Annotated in this window: 16 protein-coding genes and 1 tRNA gene; all 17 read left to right on the forward strand. The window is 68.1% G+C overall.

Annotated elements, in window-relative coordinates:
- Positions 1–193 (forward strand): hypothetical protein (locus Q6E04_RS05015; protein ID WP_303249710.1); only part of this gene is annotated, 193 nt, incomplete at its 5' end.
- Positions 194–195: 2 nt separating this feature from the next.
- Complete coding sequence (locus Q6E04_RS05020; RefSeq protein ID WP_303249711.1) at positions 196–597, forward strand: hypothetical protein; 402 nt, start codon at positions 196–198, stop codon at positions 595–597.
- 116 nt (positions 598–713) lie between these two features.
- Positions 714–977, forward strand: a complete 264-nt coding sequence (locus Q6E04_RS05025) for a hypothetical protein (protein ID WP_303249712.1) — start codon at positions 714–716, stop codon at positions 975–977.
- Entirely contained in the window at positions 970–2,439 is a 1,470-nt protein-coding gene (locus tag Q6E04_RS05030; RefSeq protein WP_303249713.1) for a hypothetical protein, read from the forward strand. The genes Q6E04_RS05025 and Q6E04_RS05030 overlap by 8 nt, the downstream gene beginning before the upstream one ends.
- Positions 2,433–4,043: a phage portal protein gene (locus Q6E04_RS05035; protein ID WP_303249714.1), complete on the forward strand. Its 1,611-nt coding sequence runs from the start codon at positions 2,433–2,435 to the stop codon at positions 4,041–4,043. Before Q6E04_RS05030 ends, Q6E04_RS05035 begins: the two co-directional genes overlap by 7 nt.
- A 3-nt stretch (positions 4,044–4,046) precedes the next feature.
- Positions 4,047–5,192 (forward strand): hypothetical protein, encoded by a 1,146-nt coding sequence (locus Q6E04_RS05040; RefSeq protein WP_303249715.1) that lies wholly within the window; start codon positions 4,047–4,049, stop codon positions 5,190–5,192.
- 93 nt (positions 5,193–5,285) lie between these two features.
- Positions 5,286–5,370, forward strand: a tRNA-Leu gene (locus tag Q6E04_RS05045).
- A 117-nt stretch (positions 5,371–5,487) separates the two neighbouring features.
- On the forward strand, positions 5,488–6,000 hold the full coding sequence (locus Q6E04_RS05050; protein ID WP_303249716.1) for a DUF4355 domain-containing protein: 513 nt from the start codon (positions 5,488–5,490) through the stop codon (positions 5,998–6,000).
- Between the two features lie 8 nt (positions 6,001–6,008).
- Positions 6,009–6,935: a hypothetical protein gene (locus Q6E04_RS05055; RefSeq protein ID WP_303249717.1), complete on the forward strand. Its 927-nt coding sequence runs from the start codon at positions 6,009–6,011 to the stop codon at positions 6,933–6,935.
- A gap of 8 nt (positions 6,936–6,943) precedes the next feature.
- Entirely contained in the window at positions 6,944–7,312 is a 369-nt protein-coding gene (locus Q6E04_RS05060) for a Gp19/Gp15/Gp42 family protein (protein WP_303249718.1), read from the forward strand.
- Positions 7,309–7,644: a hypothetical protein gene (locus Q6E04_RS05065; protein ID WP_303249719.1), complete on the forward strand. Its 336-nt coding sequence runs from the start codon at positions 7,309–7,311 to the stop codon at positions 7,642–7,644. The genes Q6E04_RS05060 and Q6E04_RS05065 overlap by 4 nt, the downstream gene beginning before the upstream one ends.
- Positions 7,637–7,903 carry a hypothetical protein gene (locus tag Q6E04_RS05070; RefSeq protein WP_303249720.1) on the forward strand — a complete coding sequence of 89 codons (267 nt, stop codon included), beginning with the start codon at positions 7,637–7,639 and terminating at the stop codon, positions 7,901–7,903. The genes Q6E04_RS05065 and Q6E04_RS05070 overlap by 8 nt, the downstream gene beginning before the upstream one ends.
- A gap of 3 nt (positions 7,904–7,906) precedes the next feature.
- Positions 7,907–8,254 carry a hypothetical protein gene (locus tag Q6E04_RS05075; protein ID WP_303249721.1) on the forward strand — a complete coding sequence of 116 codons (348 nt, stop codon included), beginning with the start codon at positions 7,907–7,909 and terminating at the stop codon, positions 8,252–8,254.
- Between the two features lie 46 nt (positions 8,255–8,300).
- A complete protein-coding gene (locus Q6E04_RS05080; RefSeq protein WP_303249722.1) occupies positions 8,301–8,882 on the forward strand; it encodes a hypothetical protein in 582 nt (193 codons plus the stop codon).
- Positions 8,882–9,169 carry a hypothetical protein gene (locus Q6E04_RS05085; protein ID WP_303249723.1) on the forward strand — a complete coding sequence of 96 codons (288 nt, stop codon included), beginning with the start codon at positions 8,882–8,884 and terminating at the stop codon, positions 9,167–9,169. The genes Q6E04_RS05080 and Q6E04_RS05085 overlap by 1 nt, the downstream gene beginning before the upstream one ends.
- A 17-nt stretch (positions 9,170–9,186) precedes the next feature.
- Complete coding sequence (locus Q6E04_RS05090) at positions 9,187–9,552, forward strand: DUF5361 domain-containing protein (protein WP_303249724.1); 366 nt, start codon at positions 9,187–9,189, stop codon at positions 9,550–9,552.
- A 1-nt stretch (position 9,553) separates the two neighbouring features.
- Positions 9,554–12,034, forward strand: coding sequence for a tape measure protein (locus Q6E04_RS05095; protein WP_303249725.1), 2,481 nt, complete (start codon positions 9,554–9,556; stop codon positions 12,032–12,034).

The raw sequence follows: 12,034 nt of genomic DNA on the forward strand, positions 1-12,034 counted from the left end.
CCGCATGGTGTCCCTCGACTACATCCGCCGTTCCGCCAAGCGCAACGCCGCGCACACGGTGGCCCGCGCGTTCCTTCGCGCCCTGGGCTTGGACCCCGCGCGATACGTCGCCCGCTCGCGGGAGGCGGACGCCTACGCCGGGCTGCGTTCGTGCATGGCCAACCACGGCTCGCCGATGGACGGGCGGCGCTGACGATGGACCCGAGGCGCGCCAACGGCACGCGGCGCACGGCTCTGCGCAGGGAGTTCGCGGCGTCCGACGCCCCCTGCTGGCTGTGCGGCATGCCGATACCGCGCGGCGTGGGCCACGCGCATCCGTACGCGATGGAGCTCGACGAGGTCGTTCCCGTGAGCAAGGGCGGCGACCCGCTCGACCGCGCGAACATCAGGCGCGCGCACCGCTGCTGCAACCAGTGGCGCGGGGACATGGACGCCGCCGACGCGGCGAAGGTCGCCGACGCCGCCCGCGCGATGTTCGGCATGTGGTCGTGCCCCGCCGAGTTCGTCCTGTTCGCGAGGAACGCGAGGTCGCGCGCGGCGAAGGAAAAAGGGGAAAGAAAGAACAACGTCTCGGTCGTGACGTCGCGCGAATGGTGACGCGGCGTACGAGACCTGGCGGGGAGGCCCCGGCCCCCGCCGCTCCGGCCGGCCCTGCGGCATAGGGTCGGCACACCAAGGCCCGTAAATCCACATCTGTAGACAAGGGGGGAACGATGGGCAGAACCAAGTCAATAGCGAAAACGTCCACCTCCATCGCTGCGGCGTGGGAGAAGGGCGGCGAGATCGAGGCGACGCGGCAGTCCGTGCGCAAATACGCCGAGGTGATAGACGTGACGGAGAGCGGCCGCGACATGAAGCCGCTCATCACAGGCATGTTCGAGGCCATCGACCGCCTCAAGGCGCTCGAAGAGGCCGAGGCCGCGCGCGAGGGCGACACGCCGCTCTCCCAGATCCTGGGAATGGGCGCCGATGCCTAGGCGCGGATGCCAGCAGGCCACGTACTCCTGGTGCGACAGCTACGGCCGCACCGAGGGGCGCGCCGCGACCGAGCTCGCCAAGGCCTACGGCATGGCCCCGCATCCCTGGCAGGCCGGCGTCCTGAACGACTGGCTCGCCCTGGACGATTCCGGGCGACTGCTCAACTCGCTGTGCCTGCTCGACGTCCCCAGGCAGAACGGCAAGACGGGCGTGTGCGACCCGCGCGAGACGTGGGGGCTGGTCAAGCGCGGCGAGTGGATCCTGCACACCGCGCAGGAGTACCAGACCGCCAAGAAGGCGTTCGACCGCCTGCGCGCCAAGTTCGGAGACTGCAAGAACGACCCGCGCGCCCGATACCCGGAGCTGAACAGGCTGGTCGAGCGATACACGACCAGCGCCAACCAGATGGTGCTCGACCTCACCAACGGCGGGCATATCGAGTTCCGCACGCGCGGCAGCTCCACGCAGATGGGTCGAGGCGGCACGTTCGACCTCGTGGTCGTGGACGAGGCGCAGGATTACACCGACGAGCAGGACGCCGCGCTCTCGCCGCTCAACTCGGCCGCGCCGCACGGCTCGCCGCAGACCATCCTCATGGGCACGGTGCCGGACCCGAAGCGCGGAAGCGCCGGCGAGGTGTTCGTCCGCCTGAGGTCGATGCTCAGGGATTCCCCCGAGCGCGGATTCTGTATCCACGAATGGAGCGTCGCGGAGCTGCCGGAAGACGTGGGCGACCGCGACCTCTGGTACGCGACGAACCCCTCGCTCGGCTACCAGCTGCTCGAAAGCGCGCTTCTGAAGGATTCGAAGTCAATGACGCCCGAGAAGTTCGCGATGGAGCATCTGGGATGGCACCCGTCGTTCGTCGCGGCGGCGCAGCATCCCATAAGCGCGGCCTCGTGGGCCAAGGCGAAGACGGCCGCCCCGCCCGAGGACGGCGTGAAGGCGTACGGGGTCAAGTTCTCGCCCGACGGCGCGTCGGCCGCCCTGTCGGTCGCGATACGCCGGGACGAAGGCCCCGCCTACGTCGAGCTCGCAAGGGTGTTCGACCCGTCCGACGAGCTCGGCGACGTGGCCGAGTGGCTGGGGACGCGCCAGGACGAGGCGGCCGTCGCGGTCATCGACGGCCAGGGCGGCGCGCAGACGCTGCACGACCGCCTCCGCGACGTCTACGACGTCCCGCGCGACTGGGTCGTGAGGCCGACGGTCGCGGACGCGACTTCCGCGTACTTCGCCATCGCCAACGCGGTGGAGGAAGGGACGCTCGAGCACTTCGGCCAGGAGCCGCTCGACGGTTCCGCGACGAAATGCACGAAGCGCCGCATCGGGACGAAGGGCGGCTGGGGCTTCGAGTCCACGGACGAGGCCGACGCGTGCCTCGTCGAATCTGCCGCCCTCGCGCACTGGGGCGCGGTCACGACAAAGAGAGACCAGCGAAAGGAGCTGCTCGTAGGATGGTAGAGCTTCACGACATCGACAAAGCGGCCGGCCTCGCGCCGGCGGACGCGGCCGTCCTCTCGCAGCTGCTCTCCGTGTTCAAGGACAGGGCGCAGCGAAACGGGCTGCTTGCGAAATACTACGAGGCCAAGCAGCCGACGCCGTCCATCGGCGTGGACAACATCCCGGAGAACGTGCAGGTCGGCGCCCGCTGCGACTGGGCGTCCAAGGCGGTCACCAGCGTGTCGGAGCGCGTCCGCATGGACGGCTTCGGCTTCGCGGGCGACTATCGCGACCCCGTGCTCGAAGAGGTCGAGCGCAGCTGCCGCCTGTCCGCGTCCTTCAACCGCCACGTGGCCTCCGAGCTCGTCCACGGCTGCATGTTCGTCACCGTCCAGCGCGGCGGCTCGGGCGTGGCCGTGCGCACCCACACCGCAGAGACGGCGGCGGCGATATGGGACGAGGCCGAGCAGCGCATCGGCGCCGGATTCGTGATCGCGGACGCGCGCCGTACGAAATGGAGCCCCACGAACCCAGTGCCCGTCCAGGTGAACATGCACCTGCCGGGTCGCGTGGTCGTGCTGACGCAGGCCGCGCCCGCCAAGTGGACGGCGCGGACGCTGCCCACGCCGCTCGACCGCCCCATGATGGAGGCGTTCTGCTTCCGCCCGACGGGCGGCAAGCCGTTCGGGCAGTCCCGCATCACGCCCACGGTGCGGTACCTGGTCGACGAGGTGGAGCGAACCATGCGCTACATGGCCGTCTCCGGCGCTCTGTACGCCACTCCGAAGGACGTGCTGCTCGGCCTCACCGACCAGCAGTTCAAGGCCATGTCAGAGGCCAAGTGGTCGGTCATGGTCGGCTCGCTGTTCATGGGGACCAGGGACAAGAACGGCCAGTCGCCCGACTACAGGCGCATCCAGAGCGCAAGCCCTCAGCCCTACATCGACAGCATCCAGACTTACGCCAAGCTGTTCAGCGGGGCCACGGGCGTGCCGCTCAACTCGCTCGGGATCGTGCAGGACAACCCCGCGAGCGCCGAGGCCATCGCCGCGCAGCGCGAGGACATCTGCGTGGCCGCAGAGGACTGCATCGAATCGAACCGCGAGGCGATGCGCAACGTGGCCCTCATGGCGATGGCCGTGGGGAACAACACGACGCTGGACGGCCTGACCGACGAGCAGCTGTCCGTCGTGCCGAACTTCAAGAACCCGATGCGCCCCAGCCTCGCCGCCACGGCCGACGCGATGGTCAAGGTCGCGAGCGTGATGGACGGCTTCGCCCAGACGCGCGAGTTCCTGGCCAACATGGGCTTCACGCCCACCGAGGTGGAGAGCGTTCGCAGCCAGCTCGACGCCGACGCGAACAGGCGGGCGCTGACCGCCATCATGGGCGGCCAGGAGCCAGGTGGCGGAAAGGCGGCCGGCGGGCCGCAGAAGGGCGACGCGCCGACCGAGGTGAAGGGCAAGGCCCTCAACGGCGCGCAGACGCAGAGCCTCATAGCGATCATGTCGCAGTTCTCGTCAGGCGCCATCACCGAAGGCCAGGCCGCCAACCTCATATCGGCCGCGATTGGCATGAGCAGGGCCGACGCCGTCGCGCTCCTCAACGGGGATATGGGGGAATAGGGCATGGCGACGATACCGCGCGCCGCTCTGGACTACCTCACGGAGCAGGTTCGCGGACTGGTCGCGGACGCGAAGGAGAAGGTATCGAGGCTGCTCGAATCAATCGAATGGAGGCCCGACAATATAGCGGAATGCCGCGAAGCCCTGCTCGACGCCTTGTTTTCGACCATGCCCGCCTATATCGACGCGGCGGCTCAGGCTGGCGCCGACTTTTACGACGCGGTGCGCGTTCGCGAGGTGGGAGAGGCGGCGGGGGCTTTGGCGATCGGCGGGTTCGACCCCGAGGCGTTCGAGGGCGCGGTTCGCGCCTTCGTCCAAGACATGGTGGACGGAAAGCCAGTCGAGCTGTTCAACGGCAAGGTCGTAGACCGCGTGGACAGGGACATAAGGCGCTCTGCGAACATGTCCGTGTCCGAGAACGCTCGCCGCGACCAGCTGAAGCCGAAATACGCCCGCGTGCCGAGCGGCGGCGAGACGTGCGAGTTCTGCATCATGCTCGCGTCGCGAGGCGCGGTCTACGGCACGGAGGAGGCAGCGAGCCACGCCCACCCCGGATGCGACTGCCGCGTCGTGCCGAGCTTCGGAGACGGCAGCGAAATCGAGGGCTACGACCCTGACGAATACTACGAACTTTGGAAGAGCGGCGTGCTCAAGAAAGAAGAGTCGATAAGAAAGTCGTTCAATAGGGAGTGGGCCAAGTTCCAAAAAGACGGCACCGAGCAAGCGTACTTCTCCACCGTTGGGCAGTACATAAGGTCGTTCTCAGACGAAGGCTTAATGGATTGCGAATTTCGCGCCAAGCCGCTGGCAAAAGAGCTTATGACTGCCGCCGCTCTCGCCAAGAACGGGCATCGAGTAAGGTTTCTGCCAGAAACCGGTGGATACGGGGAGAAAAACCCCGATTGCATCTTGGACAATGAGTTTATCTACGATTTCAAGCGCGTAGAATCGGGTAATCCGAATAAGATATTTCAAAACGTCAGGAGGTCGTCGGCTCAGACGGACAGATTCGTCATAGACCTCGTGATTTCGAAGATGAGTATCGAAGACGCGCTAGCCGTTGCTTCCGAAGCCGTATTGTCCTCCGACACGTCGGCTGTCGAAATACTTATCCTGCACGCAGACGGAAGCGAGAAAGTGGTCAGATAATGCAAACGCCGGCGCTCCTTTCCCCGGCTCAATTACCAGGGCGGCCTCCGGCGTTTGTCTGAACTAATTAGCTCGCTTTGATTATACCCCAACCGGGGCGTGGCGGAAAGGCAGACGCGCGGCGCTCAGGACGCCGTGGGCATCGCCCGTGCGGGTTCGAATCCCGCCGCCCCGACCACATATCGGGAATCCAGCCCCGCACGGGGCTTTTTTCATACACGGCCGCCTCCGGGCGGCCTTTTCCATGCCCGCACGGGCGAGACGAAGCGCCGCACGGCGCAGGAAGGGGGCCGACATGCCCGAAGAGACCATCGAGGCCGCGGAGGCCGCGCAGGAGACGCCCGCGTCGCCCGCCGTGGACTGGCAGGCGAAGTACGAGCAGGCCGTCGCGCAGTCCCGCAAGTGGGAGGAGCGCAGCAAGGCCAACGCAGACAAGGCCAAGGCGTACGACGCGCTCGCGCGGCAGCAGGCCGACGCGCAGACTGCGGCCGACGAGGCCAAGGCGCGCGCCGACAAGGCCGAAGCCGACCTCGCCGGAGCCAATCGACAGCTCGCCGTGTCTCGAATCGCCGCCGAGAAGGGCGTCGACGCCGAGATCCTCGCCGCGATGGCGGGGGACGACGCAGAGGCCATCGAAGCGAACGCCGACAAGCTGGCGGCGTCCTATAGGTCTCGAAGCCTCTACCCGTCCGTCGCGGACGCGGGAGCGGCGCAGGCCCCGGCGGTGACCGCCGAATCGATCGAAGCGATCAAAGACCCGCTCGCCCGCGTCATGGCGCGCGCCGAGCACATCGACCTATACCGATAGGAGAGACAATGGCAGTACTCGCAAACACCACCAACGCAGCGGCCGTCAACGCCGCGCTCGACCAGGAGTTCGTGAAGAACTTCCAGGGCGATTCCTCCCGACTCGCCGAGATCCTCGGCATCTTCGGCGTCGAGACCATCGCAGCAGGCACCGCGCTCAAGATGCTCAAGGTCACCGGCGCGCTGAACAACGCCAAGACCGACGCGTCCACGCTCCCCGGCTCCGGCGCCCTGTCCACCGGCTCCTCCTCCGGCACCGCCTACGTCGAGGGCGACGAGGTGGCGCTGTCCAAGTTCGGCACCGAGTGGGAGGTCGTCGGCGAGGTGGCCGCGAAGCCCTACCGCAAGATGACCACCGCCGCCGCCATCCAGAAGGCCGGCTACGCCAACGCCGTGCTCAAGACCGACCGCAAGATGCTCTCGCTCATCCGAGCCGACATCGTCAAGGAGTTCTTCGCGTTCCTCGCCAAGGGCACCGGCACCGCGACCGGCAAGGGCCTCCAGGCCGCCGCCGCAAACGTCGACGCCAAGCTCGGCAACGCCCTCGAGGCGAACGGCGACGCGTCCTCCCGCATCGTCCACTTCGTCAACCGCGAGGACGCGGCCGCATACCTCGGCACCGCGCCCATCACCACCCAGAACGTCTTCGGCATGACCTACCTGCAGAACTTCCTCGGCATGACCGACGTGTTCCTGACGGGCCAGGTCGCCAAGGGCACCATGTACGCCACGCCCGCCGAGAACGTCCATATCTTCGGCATCGACTTCGGCGCGCTCGCCCAGGGCGGCCTGAGCTACGCCCAGAGCGACGGCGGACTCGTCGGCGTCGCCCACGCCCCCGCCTACGACCGCGTGTCCACCGAGACCAACGTCCTCACCGGCATGATGCTGTTCCCTGAGGTCAAGGACTACATCGTCAAGGGCACCATCTCCTAGGAGGCCGTATGGCGGTTTTTGCGACATTCGACGACTACGCCGCCCGATACGACGCAGCGCCGGGGGACATGGACCGAATCGGCGTCCTGCTCGAGGACGCGTCGGCGCTGGTGTCGGCATCGCTGCCGGCCGGCGCCGACCCCGACGCGCTCGCCCCGCTTCTGACGTCCACTGTCTGCGCGATGGTGAACCGCGCGTTCGTGGCGTCGGGCATGGCGGGCGTGTCCAACTACTCGGAGGGCGCGGCGGGCATCACCGCGTCGGTGACCTACGCCAACCCGAGCGGCGACCTCTACATGACGGCCACCGAAAAGGCCGCTCTCGGCGTCGGAGGCGGCTTCGTCGGCGTTTTCGACTTGACGGGCGGCGCGCGATGAGGTCGCTGCTGAAGGGGCGCGCCGTCGAGGTCGTGCGCGCGTCCGTCGACTACGTGGACGGGGAGCGCGTCGAGAGCGTCGAGCGCGAGACGGTCGGCAACGTGCTCGTGTGCCCGGCGTCAACGACCGACGTAGACGGCAACGCGCGCCCGGATGCCGACCGCGCCGCCTATACGCTGGCGTTTCCCAAGGGCTACGACAAGAGCCTGAGGAACTGCCGCGTCGTGGTGGACGGCGAGGAATACGCGATCGCCGGCGACCCGCGCCCTCGGCGCGAGAACTGCCCGACCGCCTGGTGGACGGTGGCCGAGGCGGTGAGGGCCGATGGCTAGCGGGATCAAGGTGCGCATCAACCCCGCCGGCGCGCGCGCCGTGCTGCAGAGCGCGGGGCCGCTGGTGGACGCGCAGGGCGCGAAGGTCGAGGCGGCGGCGAACTCCATGCTCGGGCCGGACGGCCACGACCGCCCCGGTTTCGCCCGCGACACCCGCGTCGGAGCCAACCGCGCGCGTTGCACGGTGCGAACCGCAACCGAGCATGCGGTCCATGCGAACAGCAAGCGAAACATCCTTTTGAAAGCGTTGGGAGGCTAGCCGATGGACGTCGAGAAGGAGCTTCGCGCCGCGCTCGTCGCGGCCGGCCTGCCCGCGCCCGTCTACCTGGACGTGCCGGAGAAGCGGCCTGCGGAGCTGTACAGCGTCGAGCTGACAGGCTCCGCGTCGCGCCACTCGGGGGCGCTGTGGACGGCCACGGTCGCGGTCCAGTGCTGGGCTGGGACGAGGAGACGCGCCCGCGAGCTCATGGACGCGCTCGCCGCCGCACTGCCGCGCATCGGCTACGGCACGAGCCGCATCGGCCGCGCGCGCGTCACGAACGCCTACAGGTTCGACGACCTGGAGAGCGGAACGCCGCGATATCAGGCGGTAATCGAGATCAACTACTAGCGCAGGCCCGCACGATGCGGGCCTTTTTCTTTTCCTAGGGGGAAACATGGCAGAGTCCAAGACCAACAACGTCGCCAACGTCTCCGACGGCCACGGCGTCGACGGCGGCTACCTGTTCCGCGCGCCGCTCGGCTCCAAGAAGCCTACCGACATCAAGTCCCAGCTCGACGCCGCGTTCAAATGCTGCGGCATCGTCTCCGAGGACGGCATCGTCTTCGCGACGGAGACCGACCGCGAGGAGCTGAAGGACATGAACGGCACCGTCGTACACAGCGCCAAGACCTCGCACCTCGAGACCATGACGGCGACGCTCGGCGAGGTCAAGAAGGAGTCCCTCGCCATCCAGTACGGCGACGACCAGGTGACCGACGCCACGGGCACGCTGACCGTCCACGTGAAGAACGTCGAGCCAGGCCACGCGGTCTACGTGTTCGAGGGCGTGCTGAAGAACGGCCGACGCTGGCGCCGCGTGATCCACGACGCGCAGGTGACCGAGCTTTCCGACATGACCGTGACGGCCGGCGAGCTGTTCGGGCGCGAGGCGACCTTCACGTGCTTCCCCGACGCGGAATCGGGCGACTTCTACACCGACTACATCGAGAGCACCGAGACGGAGGGGATGGCCTAATGACCGCGAAGAAGACCGCCGCGAAGGTGGACGGCATCGCCGTGAACGTGACCGCCGAGGCCCTCGACGACTTCGAGATCACCGAGGCCCTGGCCGACATGGAGGACGAGAGCCTGGACGACGGCGCGAAGATGCGCGCGGCCGTGCGCTTCATGCGCACCCTGTTCGGCGCCGACTTCCAGCGCGTCAAGGACGAGCTGCGCGCAGCGAACGGCGGGCGCCTCACGAACGAGTGCATGACCGAGTTCGCAGGCCGAGTGATCGAGGCGGCGGGCGCAAAAAACTAGTGCTGCTCGCGTCGCTGATGCGCAAGAGGCCGGACGAGCTGCGGGCCGACTTCCAGCAGTTCTACGGCCTCAACATCGACGGCGCGGGCCGCGAATACGGCATGCTCCACGCCGCCGCGCTCGCCGCGCAGCTGCCGAGGGAGTCGCGCTGCGTGCGCCTGGAGAACCCCGAGAAGGAGTGGGGGGACGGCCTCTACATGCTGCATGCGGCAGAGCACGCGCTGAGGGTCCTCGCGTGGCAGCAGACGGAGGACGCCGCCAAGAAGCGCAACTTCCCGAAGCCGCTCCCCACGCCCGCCGACAGGGCGCGGGTCCAGCGCAGGCTCGAGCGCACCGACGTGGACAGGATAAACCGCATCCTAGGCATCGAAGGGGGTGTGTAGCATGACGGAGCTTGCATCGGCCTACGTGACCATCGTCCCCAGCCTCAAAGGCGCGGGGAAGTCCATCAGTTCGCAGCTCGGCGGGGTGGACGTGTCCGGCACGGGCAGGAAGCTCGGCAAGCAGCTGTCCGACGGCATCTCGGCCGGCGTGTCGACCAAGGGCGTCTCGCAGCTCGAGAACGCCGTGGCGAGCGCGTCGGCGAAGGTCGGCCAGGCGATGCACTCGCAGAAAGCCGCCGCCTCGCAGCTCGCCATAGCGCAGCAGAGGCTCGCCGAGACGCAGCAGAAGTACGCGGCCGGGTCGTCTCAGGTCATGGCGGCGGCTGAGCGCGTGAAGCAGGCCGAATACAAGCATGCGCAGGCGTGCCTGAAGACGAAATCGGCGCAGACGGAGCTCAAGCGCGCGCAGGACCAGCTCGCGGCGTCGAACTCCAAGGTGGCGTCCACGTCTGCGACGGCTTCGGCGGGAATCTCCAAGATAGGCGGCGCCGCCAAGGGAGCGGCAGGGTCGCTCAAGGGCGTCGCCGCCGTCGCTGCGGGCGCGTTCGCGGCCATCGGAGTGGGCAACTTCGTCGCGGAGGCGGCGGCGGCGACCGACGCCACGCAGAAGTTCAAATCGACGCTGGACTTCGCCGGCCTCGGCTCGGCGGAAATCGACGCGCTGTCGAAATCGACGCGCGCCTACGCCGACGAGACGGTCTACAGCCTGAGCGACATCCAGGGCATCACGGCGCAGCTCGCGGCGAACAGCGTGCCCGACTACGACAAGCTGGCAGAAGCCGCAGGCAACCTCAACGCCGTGGCGGGCGGAAACGCGGAAACCTACAAATCCGTCGGCATGGCGCTCACGCAGACGGCCGGCGCGGGCAAGCTGACCACGGAGAACTGGAACCAGCTGGCAGACGCCATCCCCGGCGCTTCGGGCAAGCTGCAGGAGGCGATGCTCGCCAACGGCGCCTACACGGGCAACTTCCGCGAGGCCATGGAGAAGGGCGAGATCACCGCGGAGGAGTTCAACCAGGCCATCATGGACCTGGGATTCCAGGACGCGGCGGTCGAGGCCGCGAAGTCCACTTCCACGTTCGAGGGCGCCATCGGCAACCTCGAGGCGGCGTTCGTGGGCGGCCTGTCCGACATCCTCACGCAGCTGCAGCCGGCGATTACGGGCGCGCTCAACGCGGTCACGCCTCTGGTCGAGGGCGCGTTCTCGGCGCTGTCCGGCGGCATCGGCGCGGCCATGTCGGCGCTATCGTCGGCAGGCCCCGCGCTTTCCGCGGCGTTCGCGCCGCTCGCCGCGTCGCTCCAGTCGGCGTGGCAGGCCGTCCAGCCGGTGCTGTCGCAGCTCGCGGCGACGCTGCCGCCGCTGTTCGACGCGCTCGGCGCGGCCGTGAAGCCGGTATTCGACGTCATCGCGTCGAGCATCGGCCACATTGCGGGCATAGCCGCGCAGGTCTCTGCGGTGCTCGGCCCGATCGTCGCGCAGGTCGTCCAGTTCGTGAGCGGGACGCTCCTGCCGATCGTGCAGCCTGCTATCCAGCAGATAGCCGCGACGGTCCAATCGGCGATGACCCTCATTTCGGCCGTCGTGTCGGCGGCGCTCGGCGTCGTGTCGGCCGTGTGGAACGCCGTATGGCCTACGCTGCAGGCCGTCGTGACGCCAATCATCCAAGGCGTATCTGCCTTCATCCAGGGCGCCATGACGGCCATACAGGGCATCATATCGGCCGTTCTCGCCGCGATCAACGGCGACTGGTCCGGCGTCTGGGCCGGCATCCAGCAGTTCGCCCAGGGCGTATGGGACGCTATCTCCGGACTCGTATCCGGCGCGGTCTCGGGCATCCAGGCGGCGATATCGGGCGCGCTGTCCGCGATACAGGGCGTATGGGACAGCGTGTGGAGCGGCGTGTCGTCGTTCGTCTCGTCGACGTGGGAGGACGTCAAGAGCACGGTATCGAGCGGCATCGAGGGCATGATGGGCTTCGTGTCGAGCATCCCGGGCCGCATCCAGGGGTTCTTCGCAGACGCCGGCAGCTGGCTGGTCGACGCGGGCCGCTCGATAATCGACGGCCTCGTCAACGGCATCCGCAACGCCATCGGCGGCGCGGTCGACGCCGTGTCGGGGGCCGTCGGGCGGATCCGCGCGCTGTTCCCGTTCTCTCCCGCGAAGGAGGGGCCGTTCTCCGGCCACGGCTGGGTGCTCTACTCGGGCATGTCCATCGCCGACGCGTTCGCGGACGGCTTCGCGCGCCGCGTCCCGTCGCTTGTCTCGGCGTACGGCAACGGCATGGCGGCGGTGTCCGGCGCGCTTGCCGCGCCGACGGCCGCGCAACCGAGGTTCTACGCGCCCGCGCCCGCCGCTTCGGGCCGCGTCGAGAACAACTACTACCTGGACGCGGGCGGTCTTTCGGCGGCGGGCCGAACCGAGGTCGAGAGCCTGCTCATGCAGGTGCTTTCCGTGATGCTGCGAGAGGGGATGATGTAG

Origin of the sequence: uncultured Slackia sp. (assembly GCF_959608125.1) — a bacterium.
In the GTDB taxonomy this organism is placed as follows: Bacteria; Actinomycetota; Coriobacteriia; order Coriobacteriales; family Eggerthellaceae; genus Slackia.

What these genes read in the sequence shown, in the direction of transcription:
- Q6E04_RS05020 (WP_303249711.1), top strand. Translation starts at nt 196, where the DNA reads ATGGACCCGAGGCGCGCCAACGGCACGCGGCGCACGGCTCTGCGCAGG.
- Q6E04_RS05025 (WP_303249712.1), top strand. Translation starts at nt 714, where the DNA reads ATGGGCAGAACCAAGTCAATAGCGAAAACGTCCACCTCCATCGCTGCG.
- Q6E04_RS05030 (WP_303249713.1), top strand. Translation starts at nt 970, where the DNA reads ATGCCTAGGCGCGGATGCCAGCAGGCCACGTACTCCTGGTGCGACAGC.
- Q6E04_RS05035 (WP_303249714.1), top strand. Translation starts at nt 2,433, where the DNA reads ATGGTAGAGCTTCACGACATCGACAAAGCGGCCGGCCTCGCGCCGGCG.
- Q6E04_RS05040 (WP_303249715.1), top strand. Translation starts at nt 4,047, where the DNA reads ATGGCGACGATACCGCGCGCCGCTCTGGACTACCTCACGGAGCAGGTT.
- Q6E04_RS05050 (WP_303249716.1), top strand. Translation starts at nt 5,488, where the DNA reads ATGCCCGAAGAGACCATCGAGGCCGCGGAGGCCGCGCAGGAGACGCCC.
- Q6E04_RS05055 (WP_303249717.1), top strand. Translation starts at nt 6,009, where the DNA reads ATGGCAGTACTCGCAAACACCACCAACGCAGCGGCCGTCAACGCCGCG.
- Q6E04_RS05060 (WP_303249718.1), top strand. Translation starts at nt 6,944, where the DNA reads ATGGCGGTTTTTGCGACATTCGACGACTACGCCGCCCGATACGACGCA.
- Q6E04_RS05065 (WP_303249719.1), top strand. Translation starts at nt 7,309, where the DNA reads ATGAGGTCGCTGCTGAAGGGGCGCGCCGTCGAGGTCGTGCGCGCGTCC.
- Q6E04_RS05070 (WP_303249720.1), top strand. Translation starts at nt 7,637, where the DNA reads ATGGCTAGCGGGATCAAGGTGCGCATCAACCCCGCCGGCGCGCGCGCC.
- Q6E04_RS05075 (WP_303249721.1), top strand. Translation starts at nt 7,907, where the DNA reads ATGGACGTCGAGAAGGAGCTTCGCGCCGCGCTCGTCGCGGCCGGCCTG.
- Q6E04_RS05080 (WP_303249722.1), top strand. Translation starts at nt 8,301, where the DNA reads ATGGCAGAGTCCAAGACCAACAACGTCGCCAACGTCTCCGACGGCCAC.
- Q6E04_RS05085 (WP_303249723.1), top strand. Translation starts at nt 8,882, where the DNA reads ATGACCGCGAAGAAGACCGCCGCGAAGGTGGACGGCATCGCCGTGAAC.
- Q6E04_RS05090 (WP_303249724.1), top strand. Translation starts at nt 9,187, where the DNA reads ATGCGCAAGAGGCCGGACGAGCTGCGGGCCGACTTCCAGCAGTTCTAC.
- Q6E04_RS05095 (WP_303249725.1), top strand. Translation starts at nt 9,554, where the DNA reads ATGACGGAGCTTGCATCGGCCTACGTGACCATCGTCCCCAGCCTCAAA.